20 protein-coding genes are annotated in these 19466 nt (G+C 65.2%); 3 read left to right on the top strand and 17 right to left on the bottom strand.

Annotated elements, in window-relative coordinates; translation table 11 throughout:
- Positions 1-13: 13 nt before the first annotated feature.
- The 5 genes from VSR72_RS17245 to VSR72_RS17265 form a co-directional block, all read right to left on the bottom strand.
- A complete protein-coding gene (locus tag VSR72_RS17245) occupies positions 14-322 on the bottom strand; it encodes a non-heme iron oxygenase ferredoxin subunit (RefSeq protein ID WP_342953555.1) in 309 nt (102 codons plus the stop codon).
- 43 nt (positions 323-365) lie between these two features.
- Positions 366-1436 (bottom strand): fatty acid desaturase family protein, encoded by a 1071-nt coding sequence (locus VSR72_RS17250; RefSeq protein WP_342953556.1) that lies wholly within the window; start codon positions 1434-1436, stop codon positions 366-368.
- 143 nt (positions 1437-1579) lie between these two features.
- Positions 1580-2701: an alanine racemase gene (alr, locus tag VSR72_RS17255; RefSeq protein ID WP_342953557.1), complete on the bottom strand. Its 1122-nt coding sequence runs from the start codon at positions 2699-2701 to the stop codon at positions 1580-1582.
- A 134-nt stretch (positions 2702-2835) separates the two neighbouring features.
- Positions 2836-3438, bottom strand: coding sequence for an alpha/beta fold hydrolase (locus tag VSR72_RS17260; protein WP_342953558.1), 603 nt, complete (start codon positions 3436-3438; stop codon positions 2836-2838).
- A gap of 37 nt (positions 3439-3475) precedes the next feature.
- Positions 3476-4366, bottom strand: a complete 891-nt coding sequence (locus VSR72_RS17265; RefSeq protein ID WP_342953559.1) for a LysR family transcriptional regulator — start codon at positions 4364-4366, stop codon at positions 3476-3478.
- Between the two features lie 102 nt (positions 4367-4468).
- Between VSR72_RS17265 and VSR72_RS17270 the strand changes: the two genes are divergently transcribed.
- Positions 4469-4894 carry a VOC family protein gene (locus tag VSR72_RS17270; RefSeq protein WP_342953560.1) on the top strand — a complete coding sequence of 142 codons (426 nt, stop codon included), beginning with the start codon at positions 4469-4471 and terminating at the stop codon, positions 4892-4894.
- A gap of 21 nt (positions 4895-4915) precedes the next feature.
- Here the strand turns inward: VSR72_RS17270 and VSR72_RS17275 are convergent, their stop codons facing one another.
- Both VSR72_RS17275 and VSR72_RS17280 read right to left on the bottom strand, forming a co-directional pair.
- Positions 4916-6031, bottom strand: a complete 1116-nt coding sequence (locus tag VSR72_RS17275; RefSeq protein WP_342953561.1) for a linear amide C-N hydrolase — start codon at positions 6029-6031, stop codon at positions 4916-4918.
- Positions 6032-6187: 156 nt separating this feature from the next.
- Positions 6188-6493, bottom strand: coding sequence for a hypothetical protein (locus VSR72_RS17280; protein ID WP_342953562.1), 306 nt, complete (start codon positions 6491-6493; stop codon positions 6188-6190).
- A 361-nt stretch (positions 6494-6854) separates the two neighbouring features.
- Here VSR72_RS17280 and VSR72_RS17285 point away from each other — a divergent pair, with 361 nt between their 5' ends.
- Entirely contained in the window at positions 6855-9044 is a 2190-nt protein-coding gene (locus tag VSR72_RS17285) for a TonB-dependent receptor (RefSeq protein ID WP_342953563.1), read from the top strand.
- 67 nt (positions 9045-9111) lie between these two features.
- Here VSR72_RS17285 and VSR72_RS17290 read toward each other — a convergent pair whose 3' ends face one another.
- The 10 genes from VSR72_RS17290 to VSR72_RS17335 all read right to left on the bottom strand — a co-directional run bounded on the left by VSR72_RS17290 (position 9112) and on the right by VSR72_RS17335 (position 18323).
- Entirely contained in the window at positions 9112-9777 is a 666-nt protein-coding gene (locus VSR72_RS17290; protein ID WP_342953564.1) for a DUF2278 family protein, read from the bottom strand.
- A gap of 157 nt (positions 9778-9934) precedes the next feature.
- Positions 9935-10288, bottom strand: coding sequence for a RidA family protein (locus VSR72_RS17295; protein ID WP_342953565.1), 354 nt, complete (start codon positions 10286-10288; stop codon positions 9935-9937).
- Between the two features lie 57 nt (positions 10289-10345).
- Positions 10346-11527 carry an FAD-binding oxidoreductase gene (locus VSR72_RS17300; RefSeq protein WP_342953566.1) on the bottom strand — a complete coding sequence of 394 codons (1182 nt, stop codon included), beginning with the start codon at positions 11525-11527 and terminating at the stop codon, positions 10346-10348.
- Positions 11520-12950: an NAD(P)/FAD-dependent oxidoreductase gene (locus VSR72_RS17305; protein ID WP_342953567.1), complete on the bottom strand. Its 1431-nt coding sequence runs from the start codon at positions 12948-12950 to the stop codon at positions 11520-11522. The genes VSR72_RS17300 and VSR72_RS17305 overlap by 8 nt, the downstream gene beginning before the upstream one ends.
- A complete protein-coding gene (locus tag VSR72_RS17310) occupies positions 12940-13314 on the bottom strand; it encodes a (2Fe-2S)-binding protein (RefSeq protein WP_342953568.1) in 375 nt (124 codons plus the stop codon). Before VSR72_RS17310 ends, VSR72_RS17305 begins: the two co-directional genes overlap by 11 nt.
- Positions 13315-13321: 7 nt before the next feature.
- Positions 13322-14464 (bottom strand): FAD-dependent oxidoreductase, encoded by a 1143-nt coding sequence (locus VSR72_RS17315; RefSeq protein WP_342953569.1) that lies wholly within the window; start codon positions 14462-14464, stop codon positions 13322-13324.
- The gene (locus VSR72_RS17320; RefSeq protein ID WP_342953570.1) at positions 14461-15258 is read right to left on the bottom strand and encodes an ABC transporter permease; all 798 of its coding nucleotides are present in this window, start codon (positions 15256-15258) and stop codon (positions 14461-14463) included. The genes VSR72_RS17315 and VSR72_RS17320 overlap by 4 nt, the downstream gene beginning before the upstream one ends.
- Positions 15259-15270: 12 nt before the next feature.
- Positions 15271-16143: an ABC transporter permease gene (locus tag VSR72_RS17325; protein ID WP_324140554.1), complete on the bottom strand. Its 873-nt coding sequence runs from the start codon at positions 16141-16143 to the stop codon at positions 15271-15273.
- Positions 16130-17200: an ABC transporter ATP-binding protein gene (locus VSR72_RS17330; protein WP_342953571.1), complete on the bottom strand. Its 1071-nt coding sequence runs from the start codon at positions 17198-17200 to the stop codon at positions 16130-16132. The genes VSR72_RS17325 and VSR72_RS17330 overlap by 14 nt, the downstream gene beginning before the upstream one ends.
- Before the next feature lie 55 nt (positions 17201-17255).
- Entirely contained in the window at positions 17256-18323 is a 1068-nt protein-coding gene (locus tag VSR72_RS17335; protein WP_342953572.1) for an ABC transporter substrate-binding protein, read from the bottom strand.
- A 191-nt stretch (positions 18324-18514) separates the two neighbouring features.
- Here VSR72_RS17335 and VSR72_RS17340 point away from each other — a divergent pair, with 191 nt between their 5' ends.
- Complete coding sequence (locus VSR72_RS17340) at positions 18515-19462, top strand: LysR substrate-binding domain-containing protein (RefSeq protein ID WP_342953573.1); 948 nt, start codon at positions 18515-18517, stop codon at positions 19460-19462.
- Positions 19463-19466: the final 4 nt, after the last annotated feature.

Raw genomic sequence — 19466 nt, forward strand, 5'->3', positions numbered from 1 at the left:
AGGTTTCGGTGCATCACACTTCAATAAAAATCCGTCCACCTTCGACCTTCGCCGGGTACGTTGCGAGCTTCTCGCATACCGGCGCGCAAAGCGGCTTGCCATCGCGCACGTCGAAGCGGCCATTGTGTTTCGGGCATTCGATCACGTGGCCCATCACCAGGCCGTCGCTCAGGTGCACGTGTTCGTGCGTGCAGAGCCCGTCGCTTGCGTACACCTGGTCTTCCACGCGGTAAATCGCAAAGGTGCGTCCGCCGTGGTCGAAGCGCATGACGTCTTCGTCTTCGATATCGTCGAGTGCGGCTGCGTCGATCCATTGGGTCATGTCTCAGTCTCCAGTCTTTCTGAATGGTTGTGCGTGCAACGGGTCAGGCTTCGGCGTGGCCCGGTACCGGGCGCGCCACGTGATACGAGGGATCGCGTGTTTGCCGCACGAGCGCGGGAATGATTTCCGCGTAGGCGGCAAGGCTGCTGCGATAAGGCGGCGGCATATCCATCTTCACGACATCGTGCAGGCGCGGCAGGGCGTGAAAAGGAATCATCGGAAACATGTGATGCTCGACGTGATAATTCATGTTCCAGTAGAGAAAGCGGAACACGGGATTCATCATCACCGTGCGGCAGTTGCGCCGGTGGTCGAGCACGTTCTCAGGCATGCCAGCGTGCTGCGTGAGGCCGAAGTAGAGATAGAGCCACGCGCCGTAAAGGCTCGGCAGGCCGATATAAAGCAGCGGCAGGATCGTGCGAAAGCCGATGCACAGGCCAATCACGATCGCATACACAAGCAGGCTCAGGCGCGCTTCGCGAATGGCCTTGGGCCATTCGGAGGCGGGCACGAAGCTTTGTTCTTCCGCGCCCAGTCTCCCGCACGCAGCGGAGATCATGCGCGGCAACTCGCGCGAGACGTGTTTGAGCGCGAAGATGTTGAGGGCGAGCGAGAACCAGTCGGTGGGGCGAGGCGCGGCAATCTCGGGATCGCGGCCCACCACGAGCGTGTCGGTGTGATGGCGCGCGTGGCTCCAGCGCCAGATGGTCGCGCAGCGAAACACCTGGAATGACGCGATCTGGTAGAGCACGTCGTTCATCCAGCGTGTCTTGAAGGCGGTGCCGTGACCCGATTCGTGCCAGCGCGAGTCGGCGGGGCTGCAATAGAGCGTGCCGTACAGCAGGAACGCGGGCACGGCCCACCACGAATGCACGTGCCAGAGGAAACCGGCGAGCACGCCGCTCGCGACGATGGCCGCGTACCAGATCACGGTGTCGCGGATGGCGCGCGCGTCGCTGCGCTGCATCAACTGCTTCATCACGGGGCGCGGCACGGCGCACCGGTACCAGTCCGCGTTGACGAGGCCCGCTGTGCGCGCGCGTTCGCCTGCGCCGCCGATGAGCCGGTAGTCCGCGTGATGCGGCGCGTAGGCGTGAGTCTCCTGGTCGGCCACGTGTGTCTCCTTGAAGTGTTGGCAGCGAGCGGCGTGCGATGCGCTGCGCGTGTCAACACAAAAATAGGTGACGCAAGGCCGGGGCTCAACCCGAAGTTTGACGATATTTCGTCAGCGAGCTTTCGGCGTAGTCAGGCGCGCAGTCAAGCTGCTACGTGCTCGCCGTGTGTGCGCGCATCGGCCGGCGTATCCGCGCCGTCGGCCACGACCACCGGCACGCGCTGCGCGAGCGCGCACATCAGCTCATAGCCGATCGTGCCCGACGCTTCAGCCACTTCGTCCACGCGCACCTGGTCGCCCCACAGTTCGACGCTCGAACCGATACCCGCCTGCGGGCAGGGCGTGAGATCGACCGTGAGCATGTCCATCGACACGCGGCCCACCACGCGCGTGCGCACGCCATCCACGGCGATCGGCGTGCCGGTGGGTGCGTGGCGCGGATAGCCATCCGCGTAGCCGCACGCCACTACGCCGATGCGCATTGAACGGTCGACCTCGAAAGTGCGGCCATAGCCGATGGTTTCCTGCGGCGCGAGCGTCTGCACGCCGATAATGCGGCTCGTGAGCGTCATGGCCGAACGCAGGCCGAAGCCTTCCACGTGCCGCGCCACGCCCGTGGGCGACGCGCCATAAAGGATCGTGCCGGGCCGCACCCAGTCGCGATGCGCGCGCGGGTGCCAGAGCACGCCCGCCGAATTCGACACCGACTGCTCGCCGGGAATGCCCTGCACGGCGGCGTCGAACGTGTCGAGCTGCCAGTCGACCTGGCCGTCGTCGGCGTTCGCGAAGTGCGTCATGAGCCCGATCGCGCCGATCGACGGGATGGCCCGCGCGCGTTCCCACGCTGCGCGATACGCATGCGGGCGAAAGCCCAGGCGGTTCATGCCCGAGTTCATCTTCAGCTGAATGTCGATGGGATGCTGCGGCTTCGCTGCCGCGAGCAGGTCGAGTTGCTCGTCGCAATGCACGGCCACGGTGAGCCGGTGTGCGACGGCCAACTCGACGTCGGCGGGCTCGAACACGCCTTCGAGCAGCAGCAGCGGTTTGGTCCAGCCCAGTTCGCGCACGCGCACGGCCTCATTGAGGTCCAGCAGGGCGATGCCGTCGGCGCCCGCGAGCGCCGGATAGATCCGCTCGATGCCATGGCCGTACGCGTTGGCCTTGATCACGGCGAAGGCGCGCGAGCCGGCGGCGATCTGCTTGACGAGGTGCAGGTTGTGGCGGATGGCGTCGGGTTGAATGCGTGCGGTAATGGGGCGCGGCATAGGCGTTCCTGTGGGTTGGGCGGCGACGGTCTAGTGATTTGTGCAATCGTATTGATTTTCGTCCAGTTATTTTTAATGTATTTTTTGGAGAAATTGGTTGAAACGACTGCTCGGCACTGCGGCGCGCTTATGCCTCAAAACGTCGTCAAATGCGCATCCACGAGCGGCGCCAGTATTTGAGCGTGGACGCTCGCGAGATCGTGCTGGCCGCCGGGCACCACATGCAGCGTGGAATTTGCGAGCAGGGCGTTGAGCCGCTCGCCAACCGCAACGGGACTCAGCGGATCGTTGTCGCCCCATAGCAGCAAAGCCGGCTGGGCAATGCGTGCGATCTGGCTCGACAGGTCCGTGTGAAAGGACACGAACCAGTCGGGAAACGCGCTGGTGTCGCCCGCGCGCCAGTTCTGCGCGCCGAGCGCCGCGGTGTCGATACCGCCCGACGTGACCGAGAGCACCAGGTGCGTGACGAACTGTGGCTTCTCGAGCGCCGCACGCACGGCGATCACGCCGCCCATCGACTGGGCGATCAACGCCGTGGGCCGATCGATCACGGCCAGCACGCGCTGCACGATGTCGTCGATGCTGGCGACTGCCGGGTTAGCCGGTTCGCCGCCGAAACCCGGATAGCCAACGAAGCGACGCGCAGCCGGCGTGGCGAGACGGCCGGACAGCGGTTGCCAGAAGGCCTTGTTACCCGAGGCGCCGGGCAGGAAAAGCAATTGTTCTGGACTGCTCACGTATGTTTCTCCGCCAGGCGACAAAGGAAGGGGGTGGTCATTGCTCCACGCCCGCTTGCTGCTCCTGGGCGCGCGATTCGAGCAACTGGATCAGCAGGCGCGCAGGCTCGCTGAGCGTGCCTGGCGCACGATGCACGAGGCCGACGTCGCGGTGGAACGTGTGCTGCCCGAGATCGATCGCGCGCACCTTAGCGGGCCAGCGCCGCCAAGCCGACGTTTGCGGCACCAGCGCGACGCCCACGCCGTTCGCAACCAGCCCGACGATGGCTTCCAGTTCGTCGAGCTCGCTCAGGTCCTGCACGGTGTAGTGCATGCGGCGCAGGAAGCGGTCCACCTGGCGTCCGCCGAACGACGCGCGATCGTAGCGGATGAAGGGCTGCGTCGCCAGCAGGTCGGCCCAGTCGTGGCCTTTCACGTGGCGCGGCACGATGAGCCGGAACGGCTCGCGCGCAAGCGTGGTCCAGCGCAGATCGCTTTGCAGTGCGAAGGGTGGCCGGATGATGGCCGCCATGTCGATTTCGCCTGCATCCACGAGATTGTGAAGCTCCATCGAAACGCCGGGGATCACGCGCGTGCGGCAGCCGGCGCTACGGCGGTGGAATTCGGCCAGCGCCTCGGGTACGAGCGCTCGCTGCACGGAGGCGATCGCGCCGAGCGTGACGCGCCCGGTCGCCGCGGGGCCGGCCGCGCTCGAACTCAGGTTTTCATAGAGCCGGATGACTTCCTGCGCCTGCGCGAGGATCTGCTGGCCCATCGCGTTCAGGCGCGCCGCGCGCCCCTCGCGGTCGAACAGCGCAAAGCCCATCTCCGCCTCGAGGCGCTGCATCTGCGCGCTGACGGCGGCCTGGGTCAGGCCGATCTTCTGGCCTGCCGCGGCGAATGTGCCTTCTCTCGCCACGGCAACGAGGGTTCTGAGTTCGCGTATCATTCATCAAGAATATTTGTGTATCAGAAAATTATATATTGATTTTGTTTTTGCTTTGGTCTGTCTACCATGGCGGGATCGCGTTCGAAGACCGTGGAGACACCCATGTCGCTTTCCCCCTTTCACCTCGCCATTCCCGTTTATGACCTCGCCGCCGCGCGCGACTTCTACGGCCGCGTATTCGGTCTTGCGGAAGGGCGTTCCAGCGCGCAGTGGGTCGATTTCGACTTCTTCGGCCATCAACTCGTGATTCACGAGCATCCGAAAACGGCCTCGCAAGACCATGCGCACACGAACCCCGTGGATGGCCACGATGTGCCCGTGCCGCATTTCGGTGTGGTGCTGAGCTGGGACGACTGGGAGGCACTGGCCGAGCGCCTCAAGACATTCGGCGTGAAGTTCGTGATCGAACCTTACGTGCGTTTCAAGGGGCAGGTGGGCGAGCAAGCCACCATGTTCTTCCTCGACCCGTGCGGCAATGCGCTCGAATTCAAGGCGTTCAAGGACATCGGCCAGCTTTTCGCCAAATAGGCGAGGATGCCCGCGCAGCGATCAAGGCGCGGGCGCAGGCATGAACTTGAACGACGGCGTCGCCACGAAATTGCCCGACACCTCGCCCGAATACACCTGGCCTGATTCGATGGTGAGCTTCATCACGGGCGCGCCGGGCTTGAGGTCGAGCTTGCTCAGCGAAATCCAGAACGTGTCGGGGCGCGTGGCGGAATCGAAGTAGTAGACGCGGTTCGTCTGGTCCGCCACCGTGCGCCAGATCGTCGACGAAAGATTCGGCATGTTGGGCGTGGTAATGCCGAGCGGCACGCTCACGGAGCGCATGAGGCTCATCACGCTCGCCACGGCCTGATAAGCGGGGTTCTGCTGCGGCACGCCCGCCATATAGGCCGGGTCGGGTTTCTTCGGAATGGCGTCGAGCAGAAACGAGGTGCGCACGAAACGGTCCGCCGCGCGATTCGTGCCGGGCAGAAACGCGAGACCGCCCACGCCTTTCCAGTACGTATCGAGCGCGAGCTGCTCGGGGTAGATCGGCGAATTCGTCATCACCTTGTATGCCTTGTTGTGCATGATGACGAGCTTGCCGTCGATATATTCGAGGATCGCCGAGTCGCCTTGCGCATCGGAAAGCGCGAGGTGGATCGTGATCGGCTTGCCGTCGGGCAACGGCGGGGCAATGATCTGGAACGGCTCGTGGCCCAGCGCGTCCACAGCCTCGCCAACGGTGGCGAAATTGTCGAGCACGTATTGCGCCCACAGGCTGATGGAAAGGGGCGGGCGCCCCGAGTTGGGCTTGCCGTAATCGGTTTCGGCGAGATAGAGCGCGTTGGCCACGAGGCCGCGTTCGTTCATGCCGTCCACGCTGCCGATGTCGTAGCCCGACACCACCACGCTGCCGTATTTCGAGCGCCAGTGCGGCGAGCGCGGGCCCGCGTTGCCGTCGCGTTCGATGCCGGCCGGAAAGACCCAGAGGTTCGAGCGCATGTCCTCGGACCAGTCCATCGAACGCCCCGTGATGACGAGACCGCTGTCACCCACGTAGAGGGCGCGCGTGCACGCTTGCGCGGAATCGATGACGAGCGGAGCCGCCAGCAAGGCGAGCGAAGCGGCAAGCACGCAGGCTTTCAGGCGCACAGACGTACGAAACAGACGGGTCATGATGGCGTTCCAGTTGCAGGACGCGCCGATCATGTCATGGAACGCGCTTTGGGCCGCTCGAGCGTGGCCGGGGCGCAAGCATGCCCTCGCGCGTGCTATGCGACGCGGATAGCGTCCGGCGGTTCACGTAGATAATCAGTAAAACTGATTATCTGGCTAGGGTTGCTGCCAGTGGAAACGATCGCCGCGTAAAGGCGCGCCCTGATCGTCGAGTTGCTTATCGCCGTCCGGGAGCATTTCGAAATACGTCTTGCCGTCTTTCTGGGGCCCCGTATGCAACGCGGCGCGCGAAATGCCTGGCGGGATGGATGAAGGCGAGGGGGGAGGCCAATGCAGCGTGGCAGGCGCCGCGCGCTGGGGAGAGGGCAGATCCGTGTTTTCGTTTGCGCAGGCGAGGCCCATGGCCCATGCGGCCGGGACCGAAGCCAGAACGATCAGCACGGGGAACGTAGCGTGTTTCATACGCGGCCACCACGTGAATGGACTGACTGGGCCTGTATTTTATGTCGCGACTTAGCGTATTTCCAGGCGCCGACATTTCGCAAAGCAGCAAGGTGCGCGCTCGCGAAGCGGCCCGAGCCGCGCTCCGCACGGCTGTCCAATCCTGACAATTTCCGATGATTCTTGCGCTAAACAGACGTTATTCGGCCGCGTTACGTCTGTTTTGAGCAGTATTCCCACGGAATACGTCAAATCTGACGAATGAGATGCCGGTTCTAGGAAAAGTCGTAAGGGTTTGTTAATATCGCCCGCCAGTGGAAATGAGAATGCTTCTCATTGAAGTATCCGGCAAGCACTGGCGAGACGACCCTTCTAAAACGACATGAACAACCGAGAACACGCGCGGCGCACACGACGCACGCAGCCCCGGCCGCTACGGCCGTTGCATTTTGCGGCCTGGCTCACTTTTGCGGCGGCCCAGGCCGCCGTTGCCCAGACAGAGACCCCCGCCACCGTGCAGGACGGCGCCGCGGCCACCACCAGCACGGACCAGGCGCTGCCCGCCGTGAAGGTGAGCGCGAGCCAGACCGCCGATTCGCCTTTGCACCTGAACACACCGGTGAACAGCGGCGCGCTCGGCACGCGCTCGCAACTCGACACGCCATTCTCGACCACCGTTGTGACGGGCGAGGACCTCGCCGAGCGCCAGGTCTACAAGCTCGGCGACGTGTTTGCCGGCGACGCCTCGGTCACCAACAACAGCAACGCCTATAACGCGTGGGCCACGTACATCACCATTCGCGGCCTGCCCGTGGACTGGCAAAACGGCTTTCGCATCGACGGCAATCCGTTCATCTCGTACGGCATCACCATGCCCTACGAGCAACTGGAGCGCGTGGAACTGCTCAAGGGCCTGGGCGGCTTCATGTACGGCTTCGCGCAGCCGGGCGGCCTCGTCAACTACGTGACGAAGCGGCCGGACAAGGACCCCGTCACGAGCCTCGACGTGGGCTACCGCATGGACGGCGTGCTGAGCACGCACGTGGACCTGAGCCGCCGCTTCGGCCCGGACGACATGTTCGGCGCGCGCCTGAACTACACGAAGGAAGCGGGCAAAACGTATAACGCCGGCGATATCAACCGCAATTCGGTTTCGCTCGCGCTCGACGGCCAGCTTACGCGCGACCTGCAGGTCTGGTTCAACGCGCTTTACCAGACCGTCCGTTCCAGCGGCCAGACGCCCGCGATCTACACAGGCAGCTACACGGCGTCGAGCCTGCCTGCGGTGATCAGCGGCGGCAGCAACCTGCTTGGCGGCACCGACCAGCACATCAACACGAACCTGCAGCTCTACACGGCGGGCGTGCGTTACCAGATCACGCCCGACTGGTCGTTCACCACCTCGGGCAGCTACAGCAAGTCGGCGCGCGACCGCAACGAGAGCACGCTCACGCTGCTCAACCAGGAAGGCGACTACACCGACGCGCGCTGGAACGGCGACGAAGGTCACCAGGACATCTACTGGCAGGGCATGTTCGAGGGGAAGGTTAAGACCGGGCCGTTCACGCATGACCTCGTGATTGGCGGCGCGTATCAGCACCAGACCAACAACTACGCGTCGAACTCCATTTACACGGTGCTCGGCAACGGCAATCTGTATCAGCCCAACCCGTGGCGCTTCTATTCGGGCGGCGGGCTCGAAACGTACCGCGCGAGCGATATCACGCAAGCTTCGGCGTTCGTGAGCGACACGATGCAGATCACGAGCCGCTGGTCAGTGCTCGCGGGCTTGCGCTACACGAACTATAGTCAGAACAACTACGCAACCACGGGCGAAAAGACGTCGCAGTACAGCCAGAACGGCGTGCTCACGCCGACTTTCGCGCTGATGTACAAGCTCGAGCCGAATACGACGCTGTACGCTAGTTATGTCGAGGCGCTGGAGCAGGGTGCGATCGTGGACAGCATCTACGCGAACGGCGGCGCGATGCTGCGTCCGCTGCGCTCGCGTCAGTACGAGATCGGCATCAAAAGCGAGCACGAGCGCTGGAGCGCGACGGCGGCACTGTTCCGCATCGAGCGCGGCGCCGCTTACGCCAACAGCGACAACGTCTACGTGCAGGACGGAAACTCGATCTACGAAGGGATCGAGGCGGGCGGCAGCGTGCGGCTTGGCCGTAGCTGGCAGGTGGCGGGCAGCGTCACGCTGCTCGACACGTGGTACGCGAAGGGCCAGTCGTTCAACGGCAATCGCGTAGCCGGCGCGCCGACGTTCGTCGCCGCGGGCCGCGTGACTTACGACGTGCCTTACGTGCAAGGCCTGCAACTGGCGGCAGATGCGAAGTTCACCGGCAGCACGCAGGTGCGGCCGGCAAACAATCTCGAAACGGGCGGCTATATGCTCGTGAATGTGGGTGCGAACTACTTCACCCGCATTGGCGGCCACGATGTGACGCTGCGCGCGGCGATCGACAACATCACGAATCGCCGTTACTGGATGTTCCAGTACTCCGATTACATCGCCCCGGGCGATCCGCGCACGGTCAGCCTCAACGCGAAGATCGACTTCTAAACGGTCGAGCTGTCTGAACGAGCGGGCGCATGCCGGTTATCCGGGATGCGCCCGTTTGCCGTCGAGGTCACGAAATCGGCTGCGAATTCGGCACGGGGTTGCCGAGATCGTCGGTGGGCACGTATTGCTGGTCGAATGCCGCGACATACAAGGCCCACTCAGGGTCGCCGAGATCCACGAGCAGCGCGCCGTCCTGCCAGATGTCGTTGTGATCGTTCGAGTCGTTGCCCGCGCGGTGGATGAACTCGCCCTTCGAGCCCTGGTTCATGTGCACGTCGTGAATGCCGTCGCCTTCGCTGTAGAAGCGGCCAAACACATACACATCGAGCGAAGATTGTTGCGCGCGCAACAGCAGGCGTTTGAGCGAGGCGACTGGCTCCACCTGGTCGGAGCCGTCCATCACGTCGCTGTTGCGCCACGCGCCGGTATTGGCGAGGAAGTCGCTGCGCTCGAAGTCGATGGCGGGCAGCGCATCGGTGCCCGTGAGATCGGTCTGGCCTTCCGCCGCGCCCTCAAGCGTGGTGAGCACATTGTGGTTGAAATCGAAGACAAGCTTGTACTTCAGCAGGTCGTCAGCGTCCGTGGTGCCCACGTTGACGGCGATGTCCCATTGCGCACCGTTGACCGTCACACCGAAGTGCAGGTGATATTGGACTTCGTGCGGCCGCCGCGTGGACTTCAGTTGCGGTGCGGTAACGATCTTCGCCTTGACGTAGCCGTAAGGAAGGGCCATCGCGCGCTCCTCTTGGTTCGGGTGGTTTTGCCATTGTGCCGTGCGAACGTGAACTTGCGCTTACAGCGTGCGCGCGATGCCGCGCCTTCGCTTTACGGTTGATCGACGGTGGCTGTCGGCGCGCTTTCATCTTCGCGCCGGCAGGCTGATGCGGCGCTTAGCCTAGTGCCACGACCGCGATTTCCACGAGCAATTGCGGCGACGCCAATTGCGCCTGCACCGTCGCGCGGGTGGGCGCGCAACCTTCGGGCACCCACGCGTCCCACACCTCGTTCATGCCCGCGAAGTCGCGCGCGATATCCGCGAGCCAGACCTGCGCGGAGACGAGCCGCGTCTTGTCGATGCCGGCATTGGCGAGAAAACCATCGATCTTCGCGAGCACGGCGGCGGTCTGGATCTTCACGTCGGGTGACGGATCGGCCGACGTTTGGCCACCCACGAACACGAGCCCCGCCGCCTTCACGACGCGGCTCATGCGCTGATTGGTTTCAATGCGAACGATATCGTTCATGTGTCTGCAAGCTCCTTCGCCGCAATGGCGTTACAGGGTGAGAGAGAGTCGATGAGGTCAATGCGCGGCAACGCCCATGAGCGGCGCGTGCGCCGCGGCACGCTCGAAGCGGTCGATTGCGAACGCATCGAGCGAAAGCGAAGGCGCGCCGTCGAGCACGAGTTCGGATACGAGCCGACCGCACGCGGGCCCGAGTTGAAAGCCGCTGCCGCAATAGCCGAACGAGTAGTAGAGGTTCGCGGCGCGCCGGCTTGCGGAGATGATGGGCAACGAATCGGCCGTGAACGCTTCCACGCCGGCCCACGCGCGGTTCACGCCCAGATGGCGCAGATGCGGAAAGAGATCGACCACGGTCTGCGCGCTTTTCACGAGCCGCATGAAATCGACTTCGCCGTGCCGCCCCGGCAGGTCCGCAATGCCGATCAGCTTCCCGCCGATCACCACCGTGCCGTTGTCGAACTGCTTGAAGGAAAGCGGCCGGCCCGTTGCGCCGAGCGTGGCGCGGCAGAACGGCGCCACGCGGTGCGTGACCATCAGCATGAGCCCTTCGGGGTGGACGGGAACGGGCTCGCCGGCCTGGCGCGCCAGTTCGCCCGACCATGCGCCCGCCGTCACGAGCAGCTTGCGCGCGGCAAAGGTGCCGCGTGGCGTTTTCGCGATCCAGCGCTCGCCGCGAGGCTCGATGTGCGTGACCGCCGTGCCTTCGTAAAAGCGCGCGCCATGTTTTTGCGCGGCGAGGCGAAACGCCGTGGTGGTGCGAAAGGGCAGCGCATAGCCGTCGCGCTCGACCCAGATGCCGCCCGTCACGTGCTTCGCCAGCGCAGGTTCGAGTTCGAGCACCGTCTCGCGGTCGATCAGCTTTTCGTGCGTGAAGCCATGCGATTCGAGCAACGCGACGCGCTCGCGGCACTCCTCCAGTTCTGCATCGGTTTCGGCAATCTTCAGTTGTCCGGAAGGAACGAAGCCGCCGTCGTCGCCGATGGTTTCGGGCAGCGCGTGCCAGATTTCGCGCGACATGAGCGCAAGCGGGATCTCGGGCAACGGCCTACCGAGCGTGCGCACGCCGCCCGCATTCACGCCCGACGAATGGCGGCCCACGTAGTCGGCTTCGAGCACGATTACGCTCGCGCCGCGCCGCGCCATGTGAAAGGCGCTGCTCGAACCGTGCAGGCCGCCGCCGATCACGAGCACGTCCGCTTCCTGCACGGCGCTCGCAAGTGGAGTTCGGGCGTCATTCACCGGCGAGTTCTCCGAGCGTGAGCGGCTTGATCGGCGGGCGGATGCGATAGTAGCCCACCTCGGCTGGCGGCACCTTGCGCGCATCGGCGATCACTTCGGTCACGGTGAGGCCGCACATGCGGCCCTGGCACGGCCCCATGCCGCAGCGGCCGAACGACTTCGCCTGGTTCGGGCCGAGGCAGCCAAGTCCTACGAAGCCGCGCAGCTCACCCGCGGTGACTTCCTCGCAGCGGCAGACGACGGTGCTGTCGGCGGGAATACGGTTCGCGTCGCGCGGGCGGTAGAGGCTGTCGAGGAACGGACGGATGCGCATTACGCGGTCGAGTTCCGCGCGATGCGGGGCCGCCTCGCGATCGCGCGCGGCGGCGTCGATCGAGCCTAGCTGTGCGGCGGCGGCAAGCGCCGCGAGCACGCCCTGTTGCGCGGCGGCCTGCGCGCCGCCGATGCCCGCGCCGTCGCCGGCCACGAAGATGCCGGGCACGTCGAGTTCGCCCCAGGCATCCGTTTGCGGCTTGAAGCAAAGCTGCCCGTTGTCCCAGCCATGCGCGGCGCGCAGCGCCTGCGTGAACTGCGTGTTGGGCACCACGCCCTGGTGCAGCAGGATCACATCGGCTTCGATGCGTTGCGCGCGGCCTTGCGACGTGAATGTGAGCGCCGCTGCGCGCTGAACGCCGTCGCTGCCCTGACGGCCTTCCACGGCGAGGTCGTCGGCGGCTTCGAAAATGGGCACATTCGCGTCGCGCAGCGTGCGGATCAAATGCAGGCCTTTGCTGAGGAACGGCCACGAACGCAGCGCGGCAAGCAGGTGCCGTTTCGCGCGCCAGCGGTCTTCGTGGCGCGTGGTGTCGACGAGCGCGCGAATGGGCACGCCTGCCCGCACGTACTGCCAGCCGAGCAGATAGAGCAGCGGCCCGCAACCGGCGAGCACGGGCGGCGAGGCGGGCACTTCGCCTGCGCTCTTCAGCAGGATTTGCGCGGCGCCCGCCGTGAGCACGCCGGGGAGTGTCCAGCCCGGAATGGGAAACGGCCGCTCCAGTGCGCCGCTCGCGAGAATCACGCGCTTCGCCTGGAAGCTGCCTACCTTGCCGTCCTTGAGGTAGTGAACGGCATGCTCGCGCGTGACCTGCCACACGGAGGCATGGGCGACGTGGCGCGCGCCGGAACGCGCGAACGCCTGGGCGATGGCATCGCCCGCCGCATAGTCGGGGCCGAGTATCTCCTTGCGGTGCGCGTCGGCGCGGCCTATCGCGCGATAGATCTGGCCGCCCACGGCGTCCTGCTCATCGATCAGGACCACTGAGAGTCCTGCGCGCGCCGAGCGGGTGGCCGCGCTCATGCCTGCGGGGCCCGCGCCGACCACGACGAGATCGACGGCTTCTGCATGGAAATCGGCTTTGGCATCGCCTTGATAATCACCGGGCATGAGCGTTCTCCTCGAGCGTGTCGGCATTCGCGCCCGTTTCGGGCGGCAGGTCGCGCGCGCCTTCCTGCGAGCGGATATGCATGCCCGCGCGCACGGGCGCCATGCAGCTTTGGCGGCTCGGCACGCCGTCTATCTCTACAAGGCATTCGAAGCACGCGCCCATCATGCAGAACGGTGCGCGGGGCGCACCCGAAACTGGCGTGGCGCGAAAGCGCGACACGCCGGCGGCGAGCAGTGCGGCGGCGACGGAGCGCTCGCCAGGCACGGAGAGCGGCTGGCCGTTGAACCAGATATCGACGCGCGCTTCGGCGTCGGAGAGCGTCTTGAACAGTGGCGCGGGCGCTTGGGTAGATTGGGCTGTCATGGCAGGGTTAGTGAGCGAGGATCGGTTCGGCAGCCGCGTCGGTAGCGAAGCGGCGCGCGGAGAAGGCGGGCAGTTCGGCGGGCATCGGCGCGCCCATGATCCACGGCGCGATGCGCAGCGCGTGGGCCGCGGCGAGCGTCACGCCGCTATGGCACGTGACGACAAAAGCACCGGGATGCGCCTCGGAGTGGTCGTAGATCGGAAAGCCATCGGGGCTGTACACGCGCAGCGCGGCCCACATGCGCACGAGCCGCACATGGGCGAGCATGGGAAACGCGCGCACGCCGCGCGCCGCAATCTGGCGCAGGATGGGCGTGGTGGTGAAGTCGTTGAAGCCGGCTTCTTCCATCGAGTCGCCGAACTGCACCGTGCCTTCGTCGGTTTGCCGCACGTTGATGGTCGGGTAGCGCAGAAATGGCGCGACGCGCTCGCTCACGAGCACCTGGCCTCGATTGGGCGCAACGGGCGCATTCAAGCCCACGTGCGGCGCGAGCGCGCGATTGCCGAGGCCCGCTGCGAGCACGACGCGAGCCGCGCTGTACACGCCGCGCCGGCCTTGCACGCTGAAGCCGCCCGGCCCGGCGACGATACGCTCGGCGCGCTCGCCCGAGACGAGCCGCACGCCGCGCTTTTGCATCGCGACATGCAGCGCACGCAGCAGCTTGAGCGGATTGACGTGGCCATCCATCGGCGTATAGCTCGCGCCAGCGACGGCCGGGCCGATCCCTGGCAACTGCTCACGCAGCTCGCGATGATTTAGTAGTTCGAACGGATAATCGCCGATCTCGGCCTGTAAGGTGGTGAGTCGTTTATGGCGTTCGGCAAGCTCTTCGTCCGAGAAGCAGATATGAAAGCCGCCAGGCTGACGCAGCGCGACGTCCACGCGCGCTTCGTCGGCGAGGCATTGTGCGAGCAGCGGCCAGCGCTGCGCCGAACTGCGCGACCAGCGCGCATACGGCGACAGGCCGTAGCCCTTGCCCTGAATCCAGACGAGGCCGAAGTTGCCGCGCGAGGCGCGAAAGCCGCCGTCGTCCTCGTCGAGCACGGTCACGCGCGCGCCTTCACGTGCGAGGCCGTACGCTACGGCGGAGCCGACGAGGCCGCCGCCGATCACGAGCACGTCGGGGCTTGCACAGGAGTGTTGTGTCATCGGGCTTCTCCGATCAGGATGCGGTCCAGCCCAACCATGCGATCGAGCAGCAGCATCAGCAGGATCGTGCCGACGATCAGCACCGCCGACACCGAGGTGACGAGCGGATCGATCGTCTGCGCGATCTGGTTGTACATGGCGACGGGCAGCGTGGTGGTGCCGGGCGTCGCGACGAAAATGGTCATGGTGAGTTCATCGAAGCTCTGGATGAACGACAGCACCCAGCCGCCCGCTACGCCCGTGCGGATCATCGGCAGCACCACGCGGCGGAAAGCCGTGAATCGGCTCGCGCCGCACGAGAGGGCCGCACGCTCGGCGTCGCGGTCGAGGCCGACTGCCGAGGAGAGCGCGAGGCGCAGCGCATAGGGCAGCACGATCACCACGTGCGCGGCGACGAGCGCCCAGAACGAGCCGTTCAGGTTGAGCAGCGAGAGAAAGCGCAGGAACGCGATGCCGAGCACCACGGCGGGAATCATCATCGGCGAGAGGAAGAAGCTCACCAGCGCGCCGCGGCCCGCAAAACGGTAGCGCGCGATGGCGAGCGCGGCGGGCACCGCGAGCGCCACGCCGATGGTGGCCGCGGTGAACGCGAGGCGCACCGAAAGCCAGAACGCCGAGACGATGTCGCCGTTTTGCAGGATCGCGCGAAACCAGCGCAGCGAGGCGCCGTCGAACGGCATCGAGATATAGCCCTTGTCCGTGAAGGCCACGAGCAGCACCACGACGATCGGCGCGAGCATGAAGGCGAGAAAGAGCGCATTGAACGCGAGCCCGAGGAATCCGTTGCGTTTCATGTGGAGCCCCCGTCAGTCGAAGATGTGCTTGAAGCGGCGTTCGGCAAGACGGCTGCAGCCCATGACGATCGCCACGTTGGCGATCAGCAGCAGCACGGCGATGCTCGCGCCCAGCGGCCAGTTCAGCGTGCCGAGGAACTCGTCGTAGGCGGCGGTGGCCACGACCTTCAGGCGCCGTCCGCCGATCAGCGCGGGCGTGGCGAACGCGGAGGCCGAAAGCGCGAACACGATGATCGAGCCCGAGAGCACACCCGGCATGATCTGCGGCAGGATCACGCGGCGGAACACGCGCAGTGGCGAGGCGCCGAGCGAGCGGCCGGCCCATTCCACCTGCGGATCGAGCTTTTGCAGCGTTGCCCACACCGACATCACCATGAACGGCACGAGCACGTGCGTGAGGGCGATGATGGTGCCCGTCATGGTGAAGACGAGGCGAATGGGTTCGTCGGTGATGTGCAGCGCCTGGAGCGCGTTGTTGAGCACGCCGTTGTTGCCCAGCAGAATTTGCCAGCCGAGCGTGCGCACGACCACGGAGATCAGCAGCGGGCCGAGCACGATCAGCAGGCAAACCGATTGCCAGGGCCGCCGCATGCGTGCGAGCACGAGCGTTTCGGGCACGCCCAGCACGATGGAAAGCAGCGTGACGGCGAATGCGAGACCCGCTGTGCGCAGGAAGATTTCGCCGTAGTAGGGATCGCTCAGGACCTCCAGGTAATTAGTGACGGTCCATCCTCGCTGCACGCCCGCAATGTCGCTGAACACATGAAACGAGAGCACGAAGGTGAGCAGCAGCGGCACCAGCAGCAGCGCAAGAAAGAGCAGTAGCGCGGGTGCGGATAGCAGCCACGGCGCGGCGCCCGCGCGCGAGTCGTCAAGCGTTGCCATGAGCGCCCTCCCGCGTGAGCACGCGCAGATCGTCGTCGGTCCATGCGAGTCCGACTTCGTGGCCTTCCTCGGGCGGCGGCGCGCCGTGGTTGGGCTGCGCGACATGCATCCTGCCAAGCTCGGTTTCCACGGCAAGCAGCCATTGATTGCCGACGAATACGCGCGTCGTCACGCGGCCCGTGAGACGCGCGTCGCCGTTGGCGAGGCGCACTTTCTCCGGGCGGATATAGACGTTCACGGCGCCCGCCACCTCGCGGCCTTCGTGCGGCACGTGCAGCATCGTCCCGGCTACCTCGACCTCGGCGCAGCGCGGATTGCGGCGCAGCACTTCGCCAGCCAGCGTATTGGTGCGGCCAAGGAACGTGGAGGCAAACGGCGTAGCCGGGCGCTCGTAGGCATCGAACGGCGTGCTCAACTGCGCGATCGTGCCGCGATGCATGACCGCAATGCGGTCGCTCATCGTCATCGCCTCGACCTGATCGTGCGTCACGAGAATGGTCGTGATGCCAAGGCGCTTCTGGATCGCGCGCAGCTCGATATGCATCTCCTCGCGCAGCTTGGCGTCGAGGTTCGACATCGGCTCGTCGAGCAGCAGCAATTCGGGTTGCATGGCAAGTGCACGCGCGATCGCCACGCGCTGGCGCTGGCCGCCCGAAAGCTCCTTCGGGTAGCGCGCGTCGAGCCCTCGCAGGCGCACGAGCTCCAGCGCTTCGGCAATGCGCTCGGCGCGCTGCGCGCGCTTCATCTTCTGCATTTCCAGACCGAAGCCCACGTTGCCGGCCACGGTCATGTGCGGAAAGAGCGCGTAGCTTTGAAACACCACGCCAATGCCGCGTTTCTCGGGACGCTCGTGCGTGATGTCGCGGCCATCGAGCGTGATGCGGCCCGTGCTCGGCGTGACGAAGCCCGCGATCATCTGCAGGGTGGTCGTCTTGCCGCAGCCCGAGGGACCGAGCAGCGAAAGAAACTCGCCACGCGCGACCGTGAGGTCGAGCTGCTCGATGGCCGTGAAGTCGCCGTAACGCTTCGATATGCCTTGCAGGGTGAGGAAGCTCATGAGCGTCGGTCCTCGCTGAACACGTGCATGGGTTGCGGGGCAGGAAGCGCGCGCATCAGCGCTCGACCGAACGATTCCAGCGCTCGGTCCACTCGGTGCGATGCTCGTTGATGGTGGTCCAGTCCATGGCCGTGAGCTTCGAGATCTGGTCAGGACCGTAGGGCACGCGCGCGGCCACTTCAGGCGTGAGCTTGACGGTCTTGTTGACGGGGCCAAGGCCGATGTCCGCCGCCTGCTGGGCCTGCACTTCCGGGCTCAGCAGGAACTGGATGAACTGCTGCGAGAGTTGCGGCTGCGCGTTCTGTGCAACGGAGCACGCGGCCACCTGCAGCGCCACACCGCCTTCCTTCGGGTAGATGAACTTGAGCGGGAAGCCCGTGTTTTGCAGCGCCACCGCGCGGCCGCTGCCGTAAGGCGCAATGATCACGTCGCCGGACTGCATGAGGCCGTCCATTTCGCCGGGTGTGGGCGCCCACGAGAGCACATTGGGCGCGACCTGCTTCGTCATGGCCTTGAAGCCGGGCTCGATATCCTTCTCGCCGCCGCCGTTCAGGCGCGCGAGCATCACGAGCGTATGCAGGCCGTAGGTGTTGGTGATCGGCGGCACGCCGAGCTTGCCTTTCACGCGCGCGTCTTCGAGCGACTTCCACGAATCGGGCGCGGGCAGGCCGAGCTTTTTGAACGCCTGTTCGTTATAGCCGATGCCGGTTGCCACCATCCCCACGCCCACGGCGCTCGGACCGATGCGCGCGAGCGGATAGAGGTCCTTCATCACGGGTGCGTCGTCGATCTTGCCGCACAGGCCGAGTTGCATCGCCTGGTACATGGGGCCGTCGTCCATCACGGCGACGTTGATCTGCTGGTGGCCCTTTTGCGCCTGGAGTTTCGCAAGCGTGTCGCTCGAATTGCCCGCCACGTAGACGATCTTGACGTCATGCGATTTTTCGAACGCCGGGATGATCTTCTGACGATAAAGCTGCTCGTTGGAGCCGCCGACGTTGGCGACGTAGAGCGTGGTTTCGGCCTGGGCGAGCGAGGCCGCGGCGAGTGTGCCGACGACGGCGAGTGCGACGAATGCGGCTTTAGGGGGGAAGGTTGAACGACGGCGCATCGCGGCTTTCATGACGACGATCTCCATTCGGATGTGGGGAGCGGCGAACCGGACAGTGCGCCGATGCATCGCAGTCTGTGCCGGGCTGGCCATATCGTCCAATACGAATAAAATGCCAACCTATACGGGAATGATATGGACCAGGGTTAGGCCCTGGCGTATGGACCAGGCTTGAATCAGGGTTAAGCCCAGGAGAGATCGCCTTGAATCTGAAGCATGTCGAAGCGTTTCGCGCGGTGATGGTGTCGGGCTCGATGACAGCCGCGGCGAAGGCGCTCTATACCTCGCAGCCCAACGTGAGCCGCCTGATCGGGCAACTGGAGCGCGAGACCGGGCTCACGCTGTTCCAGCGCGTGGGCATCCGCCTCATTCCCACGAGCGAGGGCAATGCGTTCTTTCGCGAAGTCGAGCGCGCGTATGTGGGCCTGCAAGGACTCAGCACCGCCGCCGCGCAAATCCGCAATCTCGGCAGCGGTCGCTTGCGCATCGCCGCCATGCCTTCCGCGGGGCTCACGCTCGTGCCGCATGCCATCGACAAGTTTCGCCGCCTCTTTCCGGGCGTGACGGTTTCGCTGCATGTGAACACCTCGGGCACGGTGAATCACTGGACCGGTTCGCAGTTCTGCGATCTGGGCGTGGCCGTGTACATCAGCGAGGCGTCGAATTGCGAGGTCGAATTGCTTTCGAAGGTCTCGGCCGTGTGCGTCATGCCGGCGACGCATGCGCTCGCGAAAAAGGCCATGATCCGGCCAGCCGATCTGGAGGGCGAATCGTTCATTTCGCTGTGTCACGGCGACGGTACGCGCACCCAAATGGACGAAGTGTTCCAGCGCGCGGGCGTGGAGCGCGTGCTCGCCATCGAGGCGCAATACACGGCGATCTGCTGCGAGATGGTCCGCTGCGGGATGGGCGTGACGCTCGCGCATCCTATCGTCGCGCGCGATTTCGCGGGGCCGGACATTGCGATCCGGCCGTTCTCGCCGGCGGTGCTGTTTCCCACCTACTTGCTGTTTCCGCCGAACCGGCCGCGCGAGCGTCTGGTGGCCGAGTTCGTCGAGGTGCTGCGCGAGCACCACGATGGTTTGATTGCGGAGATGAAAACAGTCGATCGCACGCCCGCGCGTAAACGTACGAAGAAAACAGTGGCTTGAATCG

The sequence above is a fragment of the Paraburkholderia sp. JHI869 genome (assembly GCF_038900775.1).
Classification (GTDB): Bacteria; Pseudomonadota; Gammaproteobacteria; order Burkholderiales; family Burkholderiaceae; genus Paraburkholderia.